Source organism: Ruegeria sp. AD2(2025), from assembly GCF_056542385.1.
Map to the genome: position 1 here is coordinate 855,328 of NZ_JBQFZS010000001.1, position 22,372 is coordinate 877,699.

24 protein-coding genes are annotated in these 22,372 nt (G+C 60.5%); 14 read left to right on the top strand and 10 right to left on the bottom strand.

Features of this window, described 5'->3' with window-relative positions; translation table 11 throughout:
* The first annotated feature begins 2 nt into the window (after positions 1-2).
* The 3 genes from ACR1XV_RS04220 to ACR1XV_RS04230 are packed head-to-tail and all read left to right on the top strand — an operon-like array spanning position 3 to position 2,535.
* Entirely contained in the window at positions 3-797 is a 795-nt protein-coding gene (locus ACR1XV_RS04220; protein WP_480529060.1) for an LpxI family protein, read from the top strand.
* On the top strand, positions 797-1,954 hold the full coding sequence (gene lpxB, locus ACR1XV_RS04225; protein WP_480529062.1) for a lipid-A-disaccharide synthase: 1,158 nt from the start codon (positions 797-799) through the stop codon (positions 1,952-1,954). The genes ACR1XV_RS04220 and lpxB overlap by 1 nt, the downstream gene beginning before the upstream one ends.
* Positions 1,954-2,535, top strand: a complete 582-nt coding sequence (locus ACR1XV_RS04230; protein ID WP_480529064.1) for a cadmium resistance transporter — start codon at positions 1,954-1,956, stop codon at positions 2,533-2,535. The genes lpxB and ACR1XV_RS04230 overlap by 1 nt, the downstream gene beginning before the upstream one ends.
* Here the strand turns inward: ACR1XV_RS04230 and mnmA are convergent.
* A complete protein-coding gene (gene mnmA, locus ACR1XV_RS04235) occupies positions 2,532-3,677 on the bottom strand; it encodes a tRNA 2-thiouridine(34) synthase MnmA (RefSeq protein ID WP_480529065.1) in 1,146 nt (381 codons plus the stop codon). The genes ACR1XV_RS04230 and mnmA overlap by 4 nt on opposite strands.
* Before the next feature lie 129 nt (positions 3,678-3,806).
* Here mnmA and sciP point away from each other — a divergent pair, with 129 nt between their 5' ends.
* The 5 genes from sciP to ACR1XV_RS04260 all read left to right on the top strand — a co-directional run bounded on the left by sciP (position 3,807) and on the right by ACR1XV_RS04260 (position 9,600).
* The gene (sciP, locus tag ACR1XV_RS04240) at positions 3,807-4,100 is read left to right on the top strand and encodes a CtrA inhibitor SciP (RefSeq protein WP_480529067.1); all 294 of its coding nucleotides are present in this window, start codon (positions 3,807-3,809) and stop codon (positions 4,098-4,100) included.
* Positions 4,101-4,184: 84 nt separating this feature from the next.
* Positions 4,185-4,901, top strand: a complete 717-nt coding sequence (ctrA, locus tag ACR1XV_RS04245) for a response regulator transcription factor CtrA (RefSeq protein ID WP_480529069.1) — start codon at positions 4,185-4,187, stop codon at positions 4,899-4,901.
* 125 nt (positions 4,902-5,026) lie between these two features.
* Positions 5,027-7,279, top strand: a complete 2,253-nt coding sequence (gene ligA / locus ACR1XV_RS04250) for an NAD-dependent DNA ligase LigA (RefSeq protein WP_480529071.1) — start codon at positions 5,027-5,029, stop codon at positions 7,277-7,279.
* Positions 7,276-9,366 carry an ATP-dependent DNA helicase RecG gene (recG, locus tag ACR1XV_RS04255; protein WP_480529072.1) on the top strand — a complete coding sequence of 697 codons (2,091 nt, stop codon included), beginning with the start codon at positions 7,276-7,278 and terminating at the stop codon, positions 9,364-9,366. Before ligA ends, recG begins: the two co-directional genes overlap by 4 nt.
* A gap of 111 nt (positions 9,367-9,477) precedes the next feature.
* Entirely contained in the window at positions 9,478-9,600 is a 123-nt protein-coding gene (locus tag ACR1XV_RS04260) for a hypothetical protein (RefSeq protein ID WP_480529074.1), read from the top strand.
* Between the two features lie 184 nt (positions 9,601-9,784).
* Here the strand turns inward: ACR1XV_RS04260 and ACR1XV_RS04265 are convergent, their stop codons facing one another.
* Complete coding sequence (locus ACR1XV_RS04265) at positions 9,785-10,423, bottom strand: MarC family protein (RefSeq protein ID WP_480529075.1); 639 nt, start codon at positions 10,421-10,423, stop codon at positions 9,785-9,787.
* Between the two features lie 59 nt (positions 10,424-10,482).
* Positions 10,483-10,935: an iron-sulfur cluster assembly scaffold protein gene (locus ACR1XV_RS04270; RefSeq protein ID WP_480529077.1), complete on the bottom strand. Its 453-nt coding sequence runs from the start codon at positions 10,933-10,935 to the stop codon at positions 10,483-10,485.
* A gap of 48 nt (positions 10,936-10,983) precedes the next feature.
* Between ACR1XV_RS04270 and hisI the strand changes: the two genes are divergently transcribed.
* Positions 10,984-11,373, top strand: a complete 390-nt coding sequence (gene hisI, locus ACR1XV_RS04275) for a phosphoribosyl-AMP cyclohydrolase (protein WP_480529078.1) — start codon at positions 10,984-10,986, stop codon at positions 11,371-11,373.
* Between the two features lie 62 nt (positions 11,374-11,435).
* Here the strand turns inward: hisI and gluQRS are convergent, their stop codons facing one another.
* The 4 genes from gluQRS to ACR1XV_RS04295 all read right to left on the bottom strand — a co-directional run bounded on the left by gluQRS (position 11,436) and on the right by ACR1XV_RS04295 (position 15,307).
* Entirely contained in the window at positions 11,436-12,281 is an 846-nt protein-coding gene (gene gluQRS / locus ACR1XV_RS04280) for a tRNA glutamyl-Q(34) synthetase GluQRS (protein WP_480529080.1), read from the bottom strand.
* Positions 12,278-12,892, bottom strand: coding sequence for a class I SAM-dependent DNA methyltransferase (locus ACR1XV_RS04285; protein WP_480529082.1), 615 nt, complete (start codon positions 12,890-12,892; stop codon positions 12,278-12,280). Before ACR1XV_RS04285 ends, gluQRS begins: the two co-directional genes overlap by 4 nt.
* Before the next feature lie 37 nt (positions 12,893-12,929).
* Positions 12,930-14,270: a methylenetetrahydrofolate--tRNA-(uracil(54)-C(5))-methyltransferase (FADH(2)-oxidizing) TrmFO gene (gene trmFO, locus ACR1XV_RS04290; protein WP_480529084.1), complete on the bottom strand. Its 1,341-nt coding sequence runs from the start codon at positions 14,268-14,270 to the stop codon at positions 12,930-12,932.
* Positions 14,271-14,521: 251 nt separating this feature from the next.
* A complete protein-coding gene (locus ACR1XV_RS04295; protein ID WP_480529086.1) occupies positions 14,522-15,307 on the bottom strand; it encodes an enoyl-CoA hydratase in 786 nt (261 codons plus the stop codon).
* A 58-nt stretch (positions 15,308-15,365) separates the two neighbouring features.
* Between ACR1XV_RS04295 and ACR1XV_RS04300 the strand changes: the two genes are divergently transcribed.
* Entirely contained in the window at positions 15,366-15,809 is a 444-nt protein-coding gene (locus tag ACR1XV_RS04300) for a PaaI family thioesterase (protein ID WP_480529087.1), read from the top strand.
* Positions 15,810-15,869: 60 nt separating this feature from the next.
* Here ACR1XV_RS04300 and ACR1XV_RS04305 read toward each other — a convergent pair whose 3' ends face one another.
* Positions 15,870-16,097, bottom strand: a complete 228-nt coding sequence (locus ACR1XV_RS04305; protein ID WP_480529089.1) for a DUF1127 domain-containing protein — start codon at positions 16,095-16,097, stop codon at positions 15,870-15,872.
* 99 nt (positions 16,098-16,196) lie between these two features.
* On the opposite strand from ACR1XV_RS04305, the gene ACR1XV_RS04310 reads away from it, so the two are divergent.
* The 4 genes from ACR1XV_RS04310 to rpsI all read left to right on the top strand — a co-directional run bounded on the left by ACR1XV_RS04310 (position 16,197) and on the right by rpsI (position 19,238).
* Positions 16,197-17,600 carry an aminotransferase-like domain-containing protein gene (locus tag ACR1XV_RS04310; protein ID WP_480529091.1) on the top strand — a complete coding sequence of 468 codons (1,404 nt, stop codon included), beginning with the start codon at positions 16,197-16,199 and terminating at the stop codon, positions 17,598-17,600.
* 12 nt (positions 17,601-17,612) lie between these two features.
* Positions 17,613-18,140 (top strand): GNAT family N-acetyltransferase, encoded by a 528-nt coding sequence (locus tag ACR1XV_RS04315; RefSeq protein ID WP_480529093.1) that lies wholly within the window; start codon positions 17,613-17,615, stop codon positions 18,138-18,140.
* 147 nt (positions 18,141-18,287) lie between these two features.
* Positions 18,288-18,746 (top strand): 50S ribosomal protein L13, encoded by a 459-nt coding sequence (gene rplM / locus ACR1XV_RS04320; RefSeq protein ID WP_480529095.1) that lies wholly within the window; start codon positions 18,288-18,290, stop codon positions 18,744-18,746.
* 6 nt (positions 18,747-18,752) lie between these two features.
* Positions 18,753-19,238 carry a 30S ribosomal protein S9 gene (gene rpsI, locus ACR1XV_RS04325; protein ID WP_039535473.1) on the top strand — a complete coding sequence of 162 codons (486 nt, stop codon included), beginning with the start codon at positions 18,753-18,755 and terminating at the stop codon, positions 19,236-19,238.
* Positions 19,239-19,299: 61 nt separating this feature from the next.
* Here rpsI and ACR1XV_RS04330 read toward each other — a convergent pair whose 3' ends face one another.
* Positions 19,300-20,460 (bottom strand): ABC transporter substrate-binding protein, encoded by a 1,161-nt coding sequence (locus ACR1XV_RS04330; protein WP_480529097.1) that lies wholly within the window; start codon positions 20,458-20,460, stop codon positions 19,300-19,302.
* A 30-nt stretch (positions 20,461-20,490) separates the two neighbouring features.
* A complete protein-coding gene (locus ACR1XV_RS04335; RefSeq protein WP_480529098.1) occupies positions 20,491-22,371 on the bottom strand; it encodes an AMP-dependent synthetase/ligase in 1,881 nt (626 codons plus the stop codon).
* Position 22,372: the final 1 nt, after the last annotated feature.

Here is a 22,372-nt window from a genome sequence, read left to right on the forward strand (position 1 = left end):
CCATGCTGGCACTGATCGCGGGGACAGGAGTGTTGCCGGACGCGGTGGTGGACTGCCTGCCTGAACGTCCGCTGATCTGCGCGATGGAAGGGTTCGAACCGGATACGCTGAGCGCGGATGTGATCTTTCCGTTGGAACATCTGGGCAGCTTCATCGCCGACCTTAAGACGCGCGGCGTGACCGAGATTTGCATGGCCGGAGCCGTGCGTCGTCCGGTCGTGAACCCCGCGCGGATTGATGCCGCGACGATACCGCTGGTTCCGATCCTGCAGCAGGCGATCGCCTCTGGCGATGACGGCGCTTTGCGGGCGGTCATTGGCATCTTTGAAGAGGGAGGGTTGACCGTGCGGGCGGCCCACGAGATTGCACCGGACCTGCTGCCTCCGCTCGGCTGTTTGACCGAGGCGGAGCCGTCTGAGGCCGATCTTGCGGATGCGGACCGCGCGGCGGGTGTCTTACGCGCCATGGGTGCTGCGGATATCGGTCAGGCCTGCGCGGTTTTGAAAGGTCAGGCACTGGCGGTCGAGAGCATCTTTGGCACCGCTTGGATGCTGCAATCGCTTACGCAACGCCCCGATGCGGGCGGTGGCGTTCTGTTCAAAGGTCCTAAACCCGATCAGGACCGGCGCGCGGATATGCCTGCCATCGGGCCGGACACGGTATCCGGCGCTGTGGCCGCTGGGCTGTCGGGCATCGTGATCGAAAAGGGCGGCGTCATCGTGCTGCAACGCGACCGCGTGATCGAGGACTGCAACCGTCTGGGCCTGTTCCTGCAGGTCCGCGAGCGCGCGGTCTGATGCGCGTCTTTCTGGTCGCCGGGGAACCTTCGGGCGACCGTCTGGGGGCGGCGTTGATGGAGGGGCTGCGCACGCTGGTCCCGGATATCGAATTCGATGGCGTCGGCGGGCCCTTGATGCAGGCGCAAGGGATGACCAGTCGTTTTCCCATGTCGGAACTCAGCGTCATGGGGTTGGTCGAAGTTCTGCCCAAGTTCTTTCATCTCAAACGCCGTATTGCCGAAACCGCACAGGCGGTGCTTGAGACGCAGCCCGATGTGCTGATCACCATCGATAGCCCCGATTTCTCGCTGCGCGTCGCCAAGCTAGTCAAGGCCGACAGCGATATCCGCACGGTACATTACGTCGCCCCCAGTGTCTGGGCGTGGCGACCGGGCCGGGCGGACAAGATGGCAAAGGTGATCGACCACGTCCTCGCCCTGTTGCCGTTCGAACCGCCCTACATGGAACGCGCCGGGATGGAATGCGATTTCGTTGGCCACCCGGTTGTGAACGAACCCGTGGCCACCGAGCAGGACATCGCACAGTTTCGGGCAGATCATGATCTGGGCGATGTGCCGCTTGTGCTTGCCTTACCCGGCTCTCGAAGAGGCGAGGTCGAACGGCTGGCTCCGATATTCGGCGCGGCACTACAGCAGTTTCTGCAAGATCGTCCCGACGCGCGTGTAGTGGTTCCGGCGGTTGCACATATGGTCGATGCCGTGACCCAGCAGGTCAGCGACTGGCCGGGCCAGCCGGTGGTGGTTGACCCGCGAAGCTCGCCCTCGGATCAGGCACAGGCGCAGAAACGGGCCGCCTTTGCAGCCGCCGAGATCGCGCTGGCGGCGTCGGGCACTGTGTCTCTGGAACTGGCCGCGCAGGCGACGCCGATGGTGATCGCTTACAACCTGAACTGGCTGACGACGCTGATCGCAAAGCGGATGGTGAAACTGGACACGGTGACTCTGGTCAATCTCGTCTCGGAAACTCGCGCAGTCCCCGAATGTCTTCTGGACGATTGCGCGCCGGGCACGATCGCCGCCGCGTTACAACAGGTCGCCGCGACGCCGGGGGCACAGCAAGAGGCCATGCGCCTGACCATGGACCGGTTGGGTCGCGGGGGCGAGGCACCGGGCCTGCGCGCCGCCAAGGCGGTTCTGCATCGGATGACGGACTGATGCTGGATCACCTGGTCTTTGCTGCCTCGGCCTTCATGGCGCAGGTGCTGACCAATCTCGACAATCTCGCCGCGCTTGTGGCGCTGATGATGGTGTCGGGCCCGCGCCGGACCGTGGCCGGGTTCCTGCTGGCGCAGCTATTGGTGATCACCGCCGCGCTGTTGCTGGCAATCGGCGTGGATGATGTCATTCCACATTGGGCCGGGTATCTGGGAGTGATTCCGCTGGGCCTCGGCCTGTTTGGCGTCTTCCGCCAGTTCAAAGGATCACAAAGCGACGAGGCCCCACGGCTGTCATCCGGCGCATCGACGCTCGTCACTATGATGTTATTCATCAGCCTGTCGATGGACACCTTTGCCGTGCTCGCGCCGCTGTTGGCGGATTCGGCCCCAAGCTATCGGATCGCAGGCGTGACCGGGGCCATTATGGCCGCCCTCACGTTGACCATTCTGGGCCTGTTCGGCGGGCGCGCGCCAATCATGACCGGAGGGTTCGCGCGTCGGCTGGAAACTCTCGTGCCCTACGTGATGATTTGCGCGGGGCTCTATATCCTCAGCAACTCGTGGACCGACGCGATCTAGTAGCCGCGCCAGATCCAGCCTCCGCCAAAGATGCGGCTGCCTTCATTGGCATAGAACACACAAGCCTGACCCGGCGATATCCCTTCCTCGGGCGTCAGCAATTCAACCTCGGCTGTGGTGTCGGACAGAGGCCGGACGATCGCCTCGCGCGGGGGGCGGGTTGAGCGGACCTTGACCGACAGATGCCATTCGTCGCGAGATGTGAATGGTTCATCCCCCAGCCAGTTGATCTCACGCACCGGAATGGTGCGGGTGGCCAGCAGCTCTTTCGGGCCGACGACGACCTGTTTCTTGTCCACGTCCAGCTTGACCACATAAAGCGGCTCGCTGAGGCCGCCGATGCCAAGACCACGGCGCTGACCGATGGTGTAGTGAATGACCCCGTTATGCTGCGCCAGCACGCGACCATCGGCATGGACGATCTCGCCGGGTTCAGCTGCACCAGGGCGCAGCTTTTCGATCACGCTGGCATAGTTACCATCAGGCACGAAACAGATGTCCTGACTGTCCGGCTTGTCCGCCACAGCCAGCCCATACTGCGCTGCCATCTCACGTGTGGCATCCTTCGAGGGCAGGTGACCCAGCGGGAAACGCAGAAAATCCAACTGCTCGGGCGTGGTCGAGAACAGGAAGTAAGACTGATCGCGGTTGGCATCCTCGGCACTGTGCAGTTCCGGGCCGTGCGCGCCCATCTTGCGCTGTATGTAGTGGCCGGTGGCCATGCAATCGGCCTCAAGATCCTTGGCGGTTTCCAGCAGGTCCTTGAACTTCACGCGTTCATTGCAACGGATGCAGGGCACCGGGGTTGCGCCCGCCAGATAGCTGTCGGCGAACTCGTCGATTACTGCGTCCTTGAAGATGTTCTCATAATCCAGCACGTAATGCGGAAACCCACGCTCCTCAGCCACGCGCCGCGCATCGTGAATGTCGATCCCGGCACAGCACGCGCCTTTCTTGGCCAGCGCCGCGCCGTGATCATAAAGCTGCAGCGTCACCCCAACCACGTCATAGCCCTGATCCGCCAGATAAGCGGCCACGACCGAGCTGTCGACACCGCCCGACATGGCCACCACCACCCGCGTTTCCGAGGGCGGTTTGGCAAAGCCAAGCGAATTGAGTTGGGTCTCGGCGGCGAGGGCCATGGCGATTCCAGTCCGGGTTAAGAAAGACCGGCAGAATATAGGAAAATTCTACACACTCTCAAGGGGCGGTTTCACGCCCTTTTAAGTAGGTTGGGTGCAGCTTTGTCGCAGCAGAAAAAGGTAGGACGGATGTATTTGCACAAAGTGGAAGGGCCAAGGTCGGTCACCTTGCCGGATGGAAGCGTTCTGACCCGCGCGGACCTGCCCCCGGCGGACACCCGACGCTGGGTCGCCTCGCGCAAGGTCATTGTCGTGCGCGGGGTGCTTTACGGGCTGATTTCGCTATCGGATGCCAAGAAACGCTACGGGCTTAGCGATGAAGAGTTCAACGGCTGGGTCTCTGCAGTAGCGGAGCACGGGACGGACGCTCTGAAGGTCACGGCACTAAAAAAATATCGACAACCTAAGGGTGAAGGTGAATAACTGAATCAACGGTAACGCGCGGTTAACCATTTTTGGCCAGTCTCATTTCGAACCGAAGATATTTAACCGAATTGGAGCAGTTGAATGCGTATACTTCTTGTCGAGGATGATCCCACCACGTCCAAAAGCATCGAGCTGATGCTGACACATGCCAATCTGAATGTTTACGCGACGGATCTGGGCGAAGAAGGGATCGATCTGGCCAAGCTTTATGGCTATGATCTGATCCTCCTGGACCTGAACCTGCCGGACATGAACGGACATGAAGTGCTGAGACAGCTGCGCATCGCGCGGATCGAGACGCCGATCCTGATCCTTTCGGGCGCGGATGATACGGAAAGCAAGATCAAGGGCTTTGGCTTCGGCGCGGATGATTACCTGACCAAACCTTTCCACCGCGAGGAACTGGTCGCTCGTATTCACGCGATCATCCGGCGCTCGAAGGGGCATTCGCAATCGGTGATCCATACAGGTCGCGTGGCGGTAAATCTGGATGCCAAAACGGTCGAGGTTGACGGCAAGACCGTCCACCTGACCGGCAAGGAGTACCAGATGCTGGAACTGCTTAGCCTGCGCAAGGGCACTACGCTGACCAAAGAGATGTTTTTGAACCATCTCTATGGCGGCATGGATGAGCCGGAACTGAAGATCATTGACGTGTTCATCTGTAAGCTGCGCAAGAAGCTTAGCAATGCAACGGGCGGCGAGAACTATATCGAGACGGTCTGGGGCCGCGGATATGTTCTGCGCGATCCGCAATCAGGCCGTGCGGACGAAACCCGTATGGCAGTCAGTGCCTGATTTCACCACATTCATGCCGTCGCTGGTCCGGGGCGGCATTCCCACTCGCGGCTCAGCACAAGACTGGACCTGACCATGGCCTCGCCCTATCACTGGGGTCCAAGATGACGTGACAGGGCGGGGACATGAGCAAGACGATTGCGGTGGCTGATTTGACCGAAGATGAAGCGCGGGCGGAACTTGCCCGCCTCGCCACAGCTTTGCTGCGCGCTAATGAGCTTTATCACACCAAGGACGCGCCCGAGATTTCGGATGCCGAGTACGATGCGCTCAAGCGTCGGAATGCCGAGATTGAGGCGCGCTTCCCGAGCCTGAAACGTGCAGACAGCCCCTCGGATCTGGTTGGTGCGCGGCCTGCGGACGGGTTCGCCAAGGTAACGCATGTCGTACGGATGATGTCCTTGGGTAATGCGTTTGACGATGAGGATGTAGCGGATTTCGACCGCTCGATTCGCAAATATCTGGGCCTGAGCTTAGACGCGCCTTTGGCCTATACGGCTGAACCCAAAATTGACGGTCTGTCTCTGTCCCTGCGGTATGAGAATGGGCAATTGGTTCAGGCCGCTACCCGAGGCGACGGTGAGGTTGGCGAAAATGTCACCGCGAATGCCCGGACGGTTGCGGGCATTCCGCACCGGATCGACGACGCACCGGATATTCTTGAGGTGCGGGGTGAGGTCTATATGTCTCATCAGGACTTCGACGCTCTGAACGAGCGGCAGGCCGGGACGGGAGGCAAAACCTTCGCAAACCCGCGCAATGCGGCTGCGGGCTCGCTGAGGCAGCTTGATTCTGAGACTACCCGCGCCCGACCTCTCCGGTTCTTTGCCTATGCCTGGGGTGAGCTTTCCGCGCCATTGGCTGAGACGCAAATGGCGGCCATCGGGCGGCTGAAAGAGTTGGGGTTTCAGGTCAACGATCTAACTAGCCTGTGCGCGACGACTGCGGAAATGCTGAACCATTATCGCCAGATCGAGGCGCAGCGCGCAACCTTGGGCTATGACATCGACGGAGTTGTTTATAAGGTCGATGACCTCGGCCTGCAGTCCCGTTTGGGCTTTCGCTCAACGACACCTCGCTGGGCTATTGCGCATAAGTTCCCGGCCGAACTCGCCTGGACGCGGCTTGAGGCGATCGACATTCAGGTCGGCCGGACTGGCGCGCTCAGCCCGGTGGCGCGGCTGCATCCGGTGACGGTCGGGGGGGTCGTGGTGTCAAATGCGACCCTGCATAACGAGGATTACATTGCAGGACGGGACGCCAAGGGCGGTATCATCCGGGATGGCAAAGATATCCGCGTCGGCGATTGGGTGCAGGTCTATCGTGCGGGCGACGTGATCCCAAAGCTTTCCGATGTTGATCTGACGAAGCGGCCAGATGATACGAAACCCTATGATTTTCCGACGAAATGCCCCGAATGCGGCAGCGACGCGATCCGGGAAGAGGGCGATGCGGTACGCCGGTGCACCGGTGGGCTGATCTGTCCGGCGCAGGCGGTCGAGAAGCTCAAGCACTTTGTCTCGCGCAAGGCGTTCGACATCGAAGGCCTGGGTGCGAAGCAGATCGAGATGTTCTATGGCGATCCGGTTCTGCCGATCAAAACGCCTGCCGATATCTTCACGCTGCAGGATCGCGACGCGGGAAATCTGGCGCGACTGAAAAACCGGGACGGGTGGGGCGAGACCTCGGCCAGCAATCTGTTTGCCGCGATCGAGGATAAACGCACCATCGCCTTTGCGCGGCTTTTGTTTGGGCTTGGTATCCGCCATGTCGGCGAGGTTGGCGCGCGCGATCTGGCGCTGTTCTACCGCGACTGGGATGTGATGACTGCCGCAATTGACACCGCGCGCCCCGCGGCCCTTGCACAGCGGGCAGCGGATGAGGCGGAAGAGGCTGAACGGATCGCCGCCAGTGCCGAAGGGCGACGTGCCCGGCTCAAGGAGGCACGTGATGCTGCGGTGCGCCGTTTGGATGTGCCCGCTGCGGCAGCGACGGCCTGGGCTGATCTGATCGGTATCGATGGCATTGGCGCGACTCTGGGCCTGTCACTGTCCGACGCTTTCGCCAATGCTGACGAACGTCAGGCCTTTGACGATCTGCGCCGGCATCTGACGATTGTGCCGCCAGACGCCCCGGCCTCGGACAGCCCGGTGGCGGGCAAGACGGTTGTGTTCACCGGCACGCTGGAAAAGATGACCCGGGCCGAGGCCAAGGCCCGCGCCGAGGCGTTGGGTGCGAAAGTTTCCGGTTCGGTCAGTCAGAAGACCGACCTGTTGGTTGCCGGGCCGGGGGCGGGGTCGAAGGCGAAAAAGGCTGCTGATCTGGGCATTGAGACGCTGGATGAAGACGGCTGGCTGCAGCTGATCGGGGATGCATGAGCGGCAGGCCAGAAAAGCTGTTTCCGCTGTTCGCAGGGCTTGAGACGCTGGATGGCGTTGGCCCCAAGACGGCGCAGTTGATGGGGCAGCTCGGGATCGAGTCGCCCCGCGATGTGCTGTTCGCGCTGCCTTACGCGGTGATTGACCGGCGGCGGCGCGATACGATTCAGGGCGCGGATCTGCCCAGCACGTTGACGGTCGAGGTGACGGTCGGTGTGCATCGCCGTCCGCGCAACAAGGGCGGGGCCTATCGCATTCATGTCGAGGATGCTCAGGCCGACTTCCAGCTTGTGTTCTTCCATGCGCGCGGGGACTACCTGAAGAAAATCCTGCCGCAGGGCGCGCGCCGCGTGGTGTCGGGCAAGTTGGAACTGTTCGATGGAATGGCGCAGATGGTGCATCCCGACCATATCGTGGCTCCGGAAAACACTGGTGAGTTACCCGAGTTCGAGCCGGTCTATCACCTGACACAAGGCGTCACGCAGAAGACGGCCTATAAAGCTGCGCAAAGCGCACTGACCCGCGCACCCGCTTTGGCCGAGTGGTCCGATCCGGCACAGGTTGCGCAGCAGGCTTGGCCAGACTGGCAAGCCGCGATTCAGGCGGTGCATCACCCTAGGGGCGCGGACGATGTCGCCCCGTTTGCGCCAGCGCGCGAGCGGCTGGCTTATGATGAACTGCTGGCCCACCAACTCACCCTAGCGATTGCGCGGCAACGAGAGCGCAAGACGCGCGGGATTGCCAGTGTCGGGACGGGCAGGCTGCAGTCGAAGGTACTGGGCAGCCTTCCATATCGTCCGACCGGGGCGCAGACGCGGGCGATTGAAGAAGTCTCGGCGGATATGGCGTCGGATATTCGCATGAACCGACTGCTTCAGGGCGATGTGGGCGCAGGAAAAACGCTGGTGGCATTCATGGCCCTTTTGATCGCGGTCGAGGCGGGTGGACAGGGTGTGATGATGGCCCCGACCGAGATATTGGCGCGGCAGCATCTGGAAGGTTTGCGGCCGCTGGCCGAGGAGGCAGGTGTTGTCCTCGAAATTCTGACGGGACGCGACAAAGGGGCCGAAGGGAGCGCTAAGCTGGCAGCGCTGAAGCAGGGCGATATTCAGATCCTTGTCGGTACCCATGCCGTTTTCCAGAGCGATGTCGAATTCAACGCCCTACGGCTGGCCATCGTGGATGAGCAGCATCGTTTTGGCGTCCGCCAGCGTATGGAACTGTCCGAGAAAGGCCAGCGGGCGGATGTGCTGGTGATGACCGCAACACCGATCCCGCGCAGTCTTGCGCTGGCGCAATATGGTGACATGGATGTATCGGTGCTGGACGAAAAGCCGCCCGGTCGGAAGCCGATCAAGACGGCCATCGTCAGCACCCAGCGCATGGATGAGGTCGTGGCCCATCTGCGCGGCGCGATCGAGGCGGGCAAGCAGTGCTATTGGGTGTGCCCGTTGGTCGACGAGTCCGAAGTGTCGGACCTGACTGCGGCTGAGGAACGATTCAAACGCCTGCGAGCCTTGCTGGGTGATGATGTGGTGGGGCTGGTGCATGGCCAGATGCCACCCGCCGAAAAGGATGCTGCGATGGCGGCGTTTCAGGCCGGGCAGACCAAGGTTCTGGTCGCAACCACCGTGATCGAGGTGGGCGTGAACGTGCCTAACGCGACGATCATGGTGATCGAACGGGCAGAGTTTTTTGGGTTAGCCCAGTTGCACCAACTGCGGGGCCGGGTGGGGCGGGGCGAGGATGCCTCGACCTGTTTGCTGATGTATCAGCCGCCGCTCAGCGAGGGCGGGCGCAAACGGCTTGAGGTTCTGCGCGAGACCGAAGACGGGTTTCGCATCGCCGAGACCGACCTGCAGATGCGCGGGGCCGGAGATATGATCGGCACGGCGCAATCTGGATTGCCCCAATTCCGCATCGCCGATCTGGAACGACAGGCCGGGTTGATGGCCGTGGCCCAATCGGACGCGCGGACATTGCTGAACGCAGACCCCGCGCTGACCTCGGATCGCGGCAGGGCGGCACGTGTTCTTCTGTGGCTGATGAAGCAGGATCAGGCGATCCGTTTGATTTCAGTGGGTTAGGTTATGAATCCGCAAAAGTTCGCAAATGTTCTCAAAAAGTTCTTTACCGACTCGCCCAAATATGAGAACAAAAGGTCAACAAAAGATTAAACCCTGACCGGAGGTGAGACCATGCTGACCCAGATCAAGACCGCTTTCAGCCGTTCGCAAGCAACGATTTTGCAGGATGCTGTTGGTGCCGTCTCGTTGGTGGTCATGCTGGTGGTTGCCCTTCACCTGCCGACAGGGTTTTAAGCTTTTCTGCCTGCGATCTCATGCCGTTAGTGCCGCGCTTGTTTCCCCATCTCAGTCAAGGGTGACCTGCCTGTCCCAAACCCCTTGAAGGGGCCAGCCTTGGCCCCGCGCGGAAATCCGGACCCTACGTGAGACACGCACAACCTGCCGCCGCCCTTTCCGCCCGGAAGGTGCGGCGGCTTTTTTATAGTTGCCCGGTTTTGATAATCTCAAGCATCGCGGACAGCACCGAGTTCACCGCAACCGAGGCCAGGATCATCCCCATGATCCGGCTGATGATCGCGGCACCCGAATGGCCAATCAGACGAATGACGGGCTCGGCCAGCAGCATCAAGACAAAGGCGATGGCAACAACGACCAGCATGACCAGAGCAGTAATGCCTTGATCAATGACACTGTAACGGTTGTTATCCGTCAGGACGACAATCGCCAGCATCGCCCCGGGCGAGGCCAGCGATGGCACCGCCAGCGGAAAGATCGCCGGGTTGGTTTTATGCATCCGGTCGTCAAGATCTTCCTGCGCCTCGCGCTGCTCAATATCTTGTTTGCTTTCGCCAAAGATCATGGTCAGCGCGAAAAGGAATAGAATAATCCCACCTGCGACCTGAAAGGAATTGAGGCCGATATCCAGTGCCTCGATCACCAACTGTCCGCAGACGAGAAAGAACAGCAGAATGCCCGCACTGACCAGCGCTGCCAGCAAGGCGGTACGTCGGCGGGCCGAGGCGGCGACACCGGCGGTGACGGCAATGAAAACGGGGATCGTGCCGATCGGGTCAATCACAACCCAAAGCGTCACGAAATGTTCGAGCAACTTGTCCACGCAGGTCTCTCCCCCTGATTTCGGTAGAGATTACACGGCTTTGTGGGAAAACACCACGCTCAGGCGCAGTTGGCCTGTTCGGCCTGCTCCATCGCCTCGGCCGTGGCCTCTAGCGCCAGCAGGATCGAGGCATGGCGGTTCTTGTAATCGCGCGCGGGCATCAGCACTTCAAGCCCGTCAAACGGTGCGTCCGGGGCGGGGCCGTCTTTCTTCAGCATCGCCGACAGCTGATCGCGGGCGGTTTCGACCTGCGCCCGGGTCGCACCAATGATGGCGCTGCCCACGACCGAGGCCGAGGCCTGGCCCAATGCGCAGGCCTTCACATCCTGCCCGAACGCAGCGACCCGCCCGTTCTCCAGCCTGACATCGACGGTGACGGTCGATCCGCAGAGCGGCGCGCGTTTCTTGACGGTAGCGTCCGGCTTCTCCAGCCGGTCGAGATGGGGAATATCGGCGGCCAGCGCCAGAATGCGCCCGGAATAAAGCTTGATCAGGTCGGTTTCGCCGCTCATGGCTTTCCCTCTTGGACTGTTCCCCATACATAGTGGCCATGTTCCGGGATGCAAAAGGTTTTTGCCATGACACAGACAGTCTCGTTCGATCCGTCGACGCTGAAATTCAACGATGCGGGGCTGGTGCCGGCGGTTGCACAGGATGAGGGCTCGGGTGAGGTTCTGATGATGGCGTGGATGAACGTCGAGGCCGTTGCGCGTACGCTGGAAACGGGTCGCGTGACCTATTGGTCCCGGTCGCGCCAGGCTTTCTGGATCAAGGGCGAAAGTTCGGGTCATGTGCAGGAGCTGGTGGATTTCCGCGTCGATTGTGACCGGGATTGTCTGTTGGTGCTGGTGCGGCAGACCGGGCCGGCCTGTCACACCAACCGGCGCAGCTGTTTCTATACGGCGGTGCGTGACGGGGCAGAGGTCGAGCTAATGTCGCCCATGGCGTAAATGCCGCCTGCGGCGTCATGCCTTCGGCGAGAGTATTTATGAAAAGATGAAGTCTCGAGCGGTCACAGACCAACCAGCGTTCTGATGTCCTTTGCCGAGGCCCCCTGTTGACGGTAGAGCGCGATTGCGCGCGCGTCGTCACGTTTGGCCAGCCGTTTGCCGGCCTCGTCGCGGATGAGCGCATGGTGGTGATAGGTTGGGGTGGGCAGGTCCAGCAGCCCCTGAAGCAGAACGTGGATCTGGGTGGCTTCGAACAGGTCTTCGCCTCGGACGACGTGGGTGATTTTCTGGTCGGCATCGTCGACGACCACTGACAGGTGATAAGAACTACCCATGTTTCGGCGCGCTAGGATGATGTCCCCGACGGCGTCGCGCAGGGTTTGAGGGCAGAGCGGATGGGGGCCGGAAAAGCGGGGGCCGGTCTCGTGAAACGCCTTCAGAGCGCTGGCGTCGATGGCTTTGCGCATATTCAAGCGCAGCACGTCTTGTGGCCCGGCATCGGAGAGCGGCCGATGGCGGCAGGTCCCGGGGTAGATACGCCCGTCGGGGCCGAACTGCGGCACGCCTTCCTGCGGGGCTCCGGCGGCGGCCTCGATATCGGCCCGGTTGCATTTACAGGGATAGACCAGCCCCATCCGGGCCAGCTTGTCCAGCGCTTCGCGGTAGCGGGGCAGCCTGTCGGATTGCCGTAACACAGGCTGCGGCCAGATCAGGCCAAGCCAGCGGAGATCGTCGTAGATCTGGTTCTCCCATTTCGGGCGCGATCGGGATTGGTCGATATCTTCGATGCGCAGAAGGCACGTGCCGTCCGCAGCGCGGGCCATATCATCAGCAAGAAGGGCCGAGTAGGCATGTCCCAGATGCAGCGGACCCGTCGGGGAAGGTGCAAAGCGAGTTCTGAAGGTCACGCTTTTTCAACAACATAAACGTCGGAGTTCATGTCCATACCGGGCAAATGCGGCCCGTATTCGCGGAACAGAAGCCGGGCGTGACCCATGTCGAGCCAATCGTTGAGCCGCCCGGTATAGTTGGGATCGGCAAGGGTGTGATCGTTGAAGGAAAATGCGAGGTACCCGCCTCGCGGCAGGGCTTTCATCAGCAAGTCGAAGGTTTCCGGGGGTGCGGCTCCGGCCCCGATGACGCCAATCGCTGTCATCGCGCGGTAGCTTTCAGATTCGATGGGATTGGGGTCGGTGATCTCAAAGCTGATGAGCGCGCGATAGACCCCCTTGGCACGGGCTTCGTCGAGCATCTTGGGCGTCGGGTCCATGCCGTCAATCACTTGAAACCCGGCCTGATGCAGGGCCAGACCCGACAATCCGGTACCGCAGCCATAGTCCAGGACGGGCTCCTGCACGTCAGAGACAAACGACCTGAGCGCGGTCGCAACACGCCCCGGGGTCACGTACCCGTGCTCGGCGACCTCTGCCTCATATGAGGCGGCCCATTTCTGATAGTGCTCGCGGGTTTCCTGCGGGGTATCCAGATCGTAGGTGTTTTTGAGAAACTTGTCGCTCATGGGGCCATGTTAGGCAGAGGTGCGGGGCGGCGTCCAGTCAGCAATGCGCCAGCCAGTCTGACCATGCCGCCTTGGCGCGATCAGTATAAGCCTTATAGCGATCCTTGCGGCCCCGGCGGCCACCTTTTAGACCATCCACCGGCCGGAACAGACCGAAGTTCACGTTCATCGGCTGGAAGGTTTTCGCCTCGGCCCCACCCGTGATGTGGTGGATCAGGGCGCCCATGGCGCTGTCTTGCGGCACATCGGGCAGGGTGCGGCCCAGGATCTCAGCAGCAGCCAGGCGGCCCGCCAGCAGGCCCATCGCCGCGCTTTCCACATAGCCCTCAACGCCGGTGATCTGACCAGCAAAGCGGATATTGGGCTGCGATTTCAGCCGCATCTGCGCATCCAACAGGGTCGGAGAATTGATAAACGTGTTGCGGTGAATGCCGCCAAGCCGTGCAAAGCTGGCGTTCTCTAACCCTGGAATCATACGGAAAACATTGGCTTGCGCGCCGTATTTCATCTTGGTCTGAAACCCCACGATGTTGAACAACGTGCCCAGAGCATTGTCGCGGCGCAACTGGACCACCGCATGAGGTTTTACATCCGGCTGATGCGGGTTGGTCAGGCCCACGGGTTTCATCGGGCCATGGCGCAAGGTTTCGCGGCCACGCTCGGCCATAACCTCGATCGGCAGGCAGCCATCGAAATACCCGGCGGTCTCGCCCTCGTGAAATTCGGTCTTATCGGCGGCCAACAGGGCGTCGATGAAAGCCTCATACTGATCGCGGTCCATGGGGCAGTTCAGGTAGGCGGTGCGTTCTTCCTCAGTCTCGCCCTTGTCATAGCGGGACTGCATCCAGGCCTGGCTCATGTCGATGCTGTCAGCATAAACAATGGGCGCGATGGCGTCGAAGAAGGCCAGCGCCTCGGCCCCGGTTTCCGAACGGATGGCATCCCCCAAAGTGGGCGACGTCAGGGGGCCGGTCGCAAAAATCCACTGACCGTCTGAAGGCAGCGACGTAACCTCGTCACCGGTGACCGATACGCGCGGATGGGCGCGCAGCTTGGCCGTCACCGTTTCCGCAAACGGATCACGGTCCACCGCCAGCGCGCCGCCTGCGGGCAGACGATGCGCATCGGCGGTGGTCATGATCAGCCCGCCCGCCGCGCGCATTTCCCAATGCAGCAGGCCCACCGCGTTCTGCTCATCATCGTCCGAGCGGAACGAGTTCGAGCACACCATCTCGGCCAGATTGCCGGTTTGATGCGCAAACGTCCCGACCTGTGGGCGCATTTCGTGGATCACCACGTCCACACCCATCTCTGCCGCCTGCCATGCGGCCTCGGACCCGGCCATGCCGCCGCCCACGATATGCAATGTCTTTGTCATGGGCTGCGACATAGGGCACAGTGACGCCCTGCGCAATGCATAGCATCAGATACGATTATTCAGGGGAGTCTTGGGGTCGCCGCTGCGGGAATGTCAACGCCGGTGAGAGAAACCAGCTTGGAGGGACCTTCCGCCCACGGCGACCCAAAAGTGTATCCAGGCCTCAGCCTTGTCCCACCATTGCCATAGTGTTGCCCTTTTGAAAAGTGCAAAAATGCGAACAGTAGGCAAAAATGCATAAAATAATCGCGTTACTGCTGCCAATTTGGCGGCCGTTTCTCGATAAATGCGGTTATGCCTTCTTCGGTATCACGATGCATCATATTCTGTGCCATTGCCTCGGCAGCATAGGCATAAGCCTGTTCGGTGGACATCGGAAGCTGTTGATAAAACGCCTCTTTCCCAATCTTGACGGCGGCCCCAAGCTTGGCTGCCAGCTTTTCGGCAAGGGCGTCTGTTTCCTGATCCAGCTGATCCGCCGGCACAACATGGTTGATCAGGCTCAGCTCGGCCGCGCGGTCGGCGCTTATGAATTCACCCGTTGTGAGCATCTCAAACGCTTGTTTGCGCGGGATGTTCCGGCTGAGCGCCACCATAGGGGTTGAACAGAACAGGCCGATATTCACGCCGTTGACGCCAAAACGGGTGCCCTCGGCGGCCACGGCCAAGTCGCAGGTGGCAACCAACTGGCAGCCGGCGGCTGTGGCAATACCGTGCGTCTGCGCGATGACCGGTTGGGGCAGGGATTGAATGGACATCATCATTCTGGCGCAGCGGTCGAACAGGTTCTGAAAATAACTCAGCCCACCATCCTCGGCTTGCCGTCCTTGAGTCATCTGCTTCAGATCGTGACCGGCGCAAAACGCCTTGCCCGCGCCGGACAGGATGACGACCCGAATCGACCGATCCTCGCGCAGCGCATCCAGTTCGGTCTGCAAAGCGGCCAGCATCTCGTCGCTGAGCGCATTCAGGCGCTCGGGGGCGTTCATGGTAAGCCGCGCGATGGCACCTGTGTCGTTACGTTCCAGAATTGCCATCTTGCCCTCCCGCTGGCTGTTGGGCCAACTCTAGGGGCGCAGGGCGAAGAGGGGAAGCATGTCATTAGCATTGAACAAAGAGGAACTGGCCGACTATCTGGCGCAGGTGTTTCCGCAGGTTCATCAGGATTTCGAGGTCGAGGAACTGTCCGAGACGGGCATCACAATGCGACTGCGGGTCGCGGATCGACACCTGCGGCCCGGCGGAACGGTATCGGGGCCGTCCATGTTCGGGCTGGCCGACGTGTGCGTCTATGCGATGGTTCTGGCCCGCAAGGGGCGGCAATCGTTGGCGGTTACCACAAGCAGCTCGATGGATTTCCTGCGCAAGCCCGAGGGCGACAGGGACATGATCGCCAAGTGCAGGTTACTCAAGCAGGGGCGCAGCTTGGCGGTTGGCGATGTGCTGATGTATTCGGAAGGCTCGGACAAGCCGGTCGCACGGGCCAGCCTGACCTATTCAATACCACCCGAAGGGTCCGCCGCGGCATCATTTGGATAAAAAAGGCCGGGGACAAGCCCCGGCCAGGAAGAGGTCCCGTGAATCGGGACTGGGGATAACCTAGTTCATCCAGAAATAGCGGCTGGTTTCGCTGTCCGCCTGATGGCGCGTCAGGCCGACATCCCGCAGCAGCCGGTCATCCAGCTTGCCCAGATTGACCCGGCTGCGGCGGCGACGCTCCCACTGTGTGATCACGGCCGCAAACCGCACGGCCAGCGCGGCGATCAGCGGCAGCCGGGGGCTGTCGTTCAGCAGCATAAGGGCGGGGTTGTGCATTGCGCGTGTCATGGTGGGTATCCTTTCAAATTGTATTGACACAAAGTAATAATGCTCGGTATATTGAATTGATACATTCATCATTGTGTCGGAATCAAAGGAAGAATTGTAATGGATACAATTTGGCCGGACTCCCTGCCCAAAGCGAAGGGGCCGAAATACACTCTGGTTGCTGACACGATCCGAAAAGCAATAGAAAACAAAACGCTGGAGGTTGGAGTAAAACTGCCTCCGGTGCGGGAGCTTGCGTATCGGCTGCAGATTACGCCCGGAACCGTTGCCCGGGCCTATACGATTCTGACGGATGAGGGATTGCTACAAGCTGAGGTGGGGCGTGGTACATTCGTCGCGCCGCCCCGGTCGCCGATTCTTGATGACGTCTGGTCGCGGCAATTGCACCTGCGGGATGATAAATACGATGCCAATGTCAGCCTGTTCAGCCCCCGCCTGCCGGATGTGGGGCAGGTGGCGCTGATCCGCGAATGTCTGACGCAAATTGCGCAGGGCGATCCTCGGATGTTCCTGAACTATCCGACCCGCGACGCCTATCAACCTGTCAGGCAGGTTGTGGTGGACTGGCTGTCCGACCTGCCTCTGGGCGCGGTCACGGCAGACGACGTCGTGCTGACCCATGGCGGGCAGAGCGGGCTGTGTGTCGTGTTTCAGACCATCCTCAGTGGCGTCAAACCTGTGGTTCTGGTCGAGGACCTGTCCTATGCAGGCTTCCGCCGGGCCGGAGAGCTGATGCGAGCCGACGTCGTGGGCGTGAAGATGGACAAGTGGGGGATCAGTGCCGAGGCGCTGGATCACATCTTGCGGCAGACGCAGGCGCAGGCCATCTGCGTCTCGCCCGAGGTGCAGAACCCCACCGGAGGGCATACGCCGCTGGAGCGCCGCAAGGAAGTGGTCGAGGTCGCGCGAAGATACGATCTGCAGATTATCGAGGATGATTGTTATCGCATGGGCGACGCCCGCGCCCCCAGCTATCGCGCGCTGGCGCCCGAGAGGGGCTGGCACGTGTCCTCGATCTCGAAGACTCTGACCCCTGCGCTGCGCGTGGGCTTTGCCATCGCTCCGAAAGAGCGTAGCGTCGATCTGCGCCGATCAGCCGAATATGGCTATTTCGGGCTTGCGCAGCCGCTGGCGGAATTGACACGCCTGCTGCTAGGTCATCCGTCTGCGCGCCAGTTGGCCTCGGATGTGCGCGCGAAGATGAGCGAATATGTCCGTGTGGCGGTAAATGCTCTGGGCGGGTTCGAACTGAACTGGGACGCAGAGATACCTTTTGTCTGGCTCAGCCTGCCGTCGGGCTGGCGTGCCGCCGCCTTCAGCCGGGCGGCTGAGCGGGAAGGGATTCAACTGCGATCCGCCGACGAGTTCGCCTTGCGCGATGGCCGCGCGCCAAACGCGGTGCGCATTGCTGTAAACGGGCATATCTCGCTGTCGCAGTTCGAGGATGCGATGTTGCGGCTGCGCGGGTTGCTGGACAACCCGCCGGAACAGATTTCGGTCTGAGAGGAGTTCCCGATGCATATCCCTAAATTGCGCGGTGCTGGGTTTACGATCGCCCCCATAATCGAAACCGATTTTGAGCCGCTTTATGCAGCCGCCAGCGATCCTTTGATCTGGGCCGGGCACCCAGCGAAGACGCGACATGAAAGGGCGGTCTTTGGTCCGTATTTTGAGTTCCTGTTAGGGGCCGGGGGTGCCGTCACCATCCGCGAAACAGGCGGTCGGGTGGTTGGATGTTCAAGGTTTTATGAACCGCCCGAGACGCCCGGCGGGATCGCGATCGGCTACAGTTTCCTTGTTCGGGACCACTGGGGCGGGGTCAGCAACAAGGCCGTGAAGACCTTGATGCTGAACCATGCGTTTCAGGACCGGGATGAGGTCTGGTTTCACATCGACCCGTCGAATATCCGCTCGCAGAAGGCCACCGCGAAGCTGGGCGCCCACCATGTTGACACCCGACCGCGCGATCTGGGGAATGGCGATGCGATGTGGATGCGGTGGGTTTTGCCGAAAACAGAGTGGGAAAAGCGTGGGGTAAAATAATACCTATTTTATAACCTCATGTTATTGCTTGTTTAAATTTATGTTTGCGCGCTTGACCTGCGCCTGCGCACCTCATAAAACCCGTCCATCGAATTCGGGCCGCTCCGTAAGGGGGCGGTCTTTCACATCAAACAGGACTATCCTGCCATGAAAACCTTTTCTGCAACACCTGCAGACATCGACAAGAAATGGATCCTGATCGACGCCGAGGGCGTTGTTCTGGGCCGTCTTGCCTCGATCGTTGCCATGCGTCTGCGTGGCAAGCACAAAGCGTCGTTCACCCCGAACATGGACATGGGCGACAATGTCATCGTGATCAACGCTGACAAAATCCAGATGACCGGCAAGAAGCGCGAAGAGAACTTCTACTGGCACACTGGCCACCCGGGCGGCATCAAGTCGCGCACCAAACAGCAGATCCTGGAAGGTGCACACCCCGAGCGCGTGGTCGTTCAGGCCGTCAAGCGCATGCTGCCGGGCAACCGTCTGGCGCGCAAGCAGATGACCAACCTGCGCGTTTACGCTGGTGCCGAGCATCCTCACGAGGCGCAAGCACCCGAAGTTCTGGACGTGAAGTCCATGAACAAGAAAAACACCCGGAGCTAATGACCGATGGCTGATCAGATCAATACTCTCGAAGAGCTGAGCGCCGTCGCAGGCGTTGAAACCGTGGCCGAAGAAGTCATCGTGCGCGAACCCGTACGTGATGAGCTGGGCCGCTCCTATGCCACCGGCAAGCGTAAAGACGCGGTTGCCCGCGTTTGGATCAAGCCGGGTTCCGGCAAGGTCACCGTGAACGGCAAAGACCAGGACAAGTATTTCGCGCGTCCCGTTCTGCAGCTGATCCTGCGCCAGCCGTTCCAGGTTGCCGGTGTGGAAGGTGAGTTCGACGTTGTTGCAACCGTCAAAGGCGGTGGCCTGACCGGTCAGGCCGGCGCGGTCAAGCACGGCATCTCGAAAGCACTGCAGCTGTACGATCCCAGCTTGCGTGGTGCCCTGAAAGCCGCTGGCTTCCTGACCCGCGACAGCCGCGTTGTGGAACGTAAGAAATACGGCAAGCGCAAAGCGCGTCGTTCGTTCCAGTTCTCGAAGCGTTAATTCGCTGCGGAATACGAAAAACAAAGGGCTCGCAAATGCGAGCCCTTTTTCTTTGCTGGGTTTACTCCTCGTAAACCAGTTTCCAGGCACCGTTTTCGACAACACTGACAAAGACGGTATCAGCGCCCTGATGGTCATCCGGGCCATAGGTGATCTGGTTGCCGACCAACTCATCCATATAATCCAGCGACTCCATCCCCGCGATAAAACTGTCATGGGTCAGATCAGGGCCAGCGGCTTCCAGCGCTTTGACCATCATCTCGGCTGCTGAGTAACCAAGCATGGAAAACCCAACCGGGTCTTCACCTGTGGCCTCTTTGTATTCCGCGATGAAGGCCGCTGGCGCAGGTTCCTCGGCGCGGGCCCACAGGTCCAGCCACGAGGCGGCCGCATAAAAGCCATCGGTGACGCCACCCGGCACCTGCGCCACCACGGTCAGGAAGCTGGCGGAAGTGCCGAGGAATTTCATATCCTCCAGCCCCATTTTCTTGGCCGTGCCAACCACAGTGATCGCCTGCCGCACGCCCAAGGCCATGGTGACGATATCACAGCCTTCCTCTTTCAGCTTACTCAGAGAGCCGACAAAATCAGTCTCGTCCGGTTTATGCGTGGTCTCGGCGCCAAAGGTGATGCCAGCTTCTTCGGCCCCGGCTTTGCTGCCTTCCAGAATTTCTTCGCCGAAATCGGTGGGCAGATACATGGTGCAGACGGTTTGCGATCCGAACTCTTCATTCAGATATTTCACCCCGATCCGCGCCTGATCGTAGTAGGTTGAAAACGAAGTGAACTTGTTCCGCATTGGCTCTTGCAGCATTTGCCGCGCGGCGGTCAGAGGGGCGACGTTCGGAATGCCCTTTGGGTCCAGCAGCTTGAACCCGGCAAGGTTCATCGGCGTGCCCAGGGATTGCATCATGGCAAACACCTTGTCGCGGTTCAGCAGCTTGTTATAGCCCTGCATCGCGCGCGGCATCTGATAGCCATTGTCCTCGACCACAAAACGTATTTTCCGACCGTGCACGCCGCCCTCGGCGTTGACGCGATCGAAAACCACATTCGCGCCCTTGGTGGCCGGAACACCTACGGCGGCGAAAATACCGCTGAGGTCGTTGACCGAGCCGATGACGATTTCATCATCGCTCACACCTTGTGTTTGTGCCCAGCCGATCGTGGCGGATGACGCCACGGCCGCCGCTGCAGCGACACCTCTAATCAATTGTTTCATAATTCTCCTCCCTTTTGGGTCGTCCCTTAACTAAGTGTACATATCCTCGATCAGATGTGCGTGTTTTTGTTCCACCAGACCCCGCTTGAGCTTCATTGTCGCTGTCAACTCTTCATCTTCGGCGGTCAGCAGCACATCGATCAGGCGGAAGTCCTTGATCTGCTCGACCCGCGCGAACTCTTTGTTCACGCTGTCAATTTCTGCGCCGATCAGGTCGGTCACTTCGGGCGCGGCGCAGAGCGAGGCGAAATTCGAGAAGGGAATCTTGCGCTCCTGCGCGAATTTCTCGACGTTTTCCTGATCGATCATCACCAGCGCGGTCAGGTATTTGCGTCGATCTCCTATGATCACCGCGTCCGAGATATACTGGCTGAATTTCAGCCCGCTTTCGATCTCGGCCGGCGTGATGTTCTTGCCGCCTGCGGTGATGATGATGTCTTTCAGGCGACCAGTGATGGTGACGAAACCATCCTCGTCAATATGCCCCATATCCCCGGTGCGCAGCCAGCCGTCGCAGGTGAAAGTTTCCGCCGTTTTAGCGTTGTTGCGCCAGTAGCCCTGAAAAACGTTCAGGCCTTTGACCTGAATCTCGCCGTCTTCCGAGATGCGGATGTCATTGCCCGGCACCTGCTTCCCGATCGTCCCGACCTTGTTGGCCTCAAGCGTGTTCAGCGCCGCGATACCGGCGGTTTCGGTCATGCCGAACCCTTCGACGATGGGCACACCGATTGCCCAATACCACCGGAGCAAATCCGGCGAGATCGGGGCCGCGCCCGAGCCGCCGCGCCGCATCCGGTCCAACCCCAACATGCGGCGCAGGTTGCGCAGGACCAGCCGGTCCCACAGCCAGAACCGCAGCCCGATCATCGCAGGCACAGGCTTGCCCGCAAGGATGCAGTCGGCCCGTGCCATGCCCGCCTTCAGCGCCTGCGCAAAGGCGAAACGTCCGGTCGGTGTGGCCTCTTTCGCCATATACATGACGTGGGAATAGATCTTCTCCCACACGCGCGGGACGGCGGTGAAGGTGGCGGGTGAGACCTCTTGCAGGTTGGCAAACACAGTCTCGGGGCTTTCGGCGAAATTCACGGTGCTTTTCGTCGCCAGCGGGTAATAGATCGACACATCGCGTTCGAGGATATGACAGAGCGGCAGGAAACACAGTTGTTCGTCGGTCGCGAGGGAGGGCAAGGAATGTGCGCCACCCTCGATGGCGGCCATGATGTTTTCATGGCTCAGCATCGCACCCTTGGGGTTTCCGGTGGTTCCGGAAGTATAGACCAGTAGCGCGGTATCCTGCGGGGTTGCAAGGGCAATTTCGGCCTCGAGCGCGCCCGGTTCGTCGGCTTTCTGGCCCAAGGCATAGAGGTCCCCGATCATCATGCAGCGGGGATGGTCGAGGTCGTGAAGCCCTTCGTCCTCAAGGATGATGACCTTGAGCAAATCGGGCAGGTCCGCCTCGACCTCAAGGAACTTGTCCAGTTGCTCTTCGTCTTCAACAATCAGAAAGCGGCTGTCGCTGTCATTGATCAGGTATTTCAGCTGGCTGGCGGAATCCGTGGTGTAAACGCCCGAGGCGATCCCCCCGACACATTGGATGCCCATGTCGAACCACGCCCATTCCTTGCGGTCCTCGGACAGGATCGAGACGACTTCGCCACGTTGCAGGCCCAGCTTGCGCAAGGCCAGCCCGATCCATTTGGCGTGCTGCCAATAGTCGGCCCACGAGTAGGATTTCCAGATGCCGAAATCCTTTTCGCGATGCGCGGTGCGCGGCCCAAGGTCGGCACAGCGTTTCTGGAACAGCTCGCAAATCGTCGTGCAGCCATCGACGCGCAGGGGGCGCTGTCCGGGCGTTGCGTTGAACTGCACGCCGTTGATCGTGGTTTGCGGGGGCAGGGGTGTTGCGTCCATC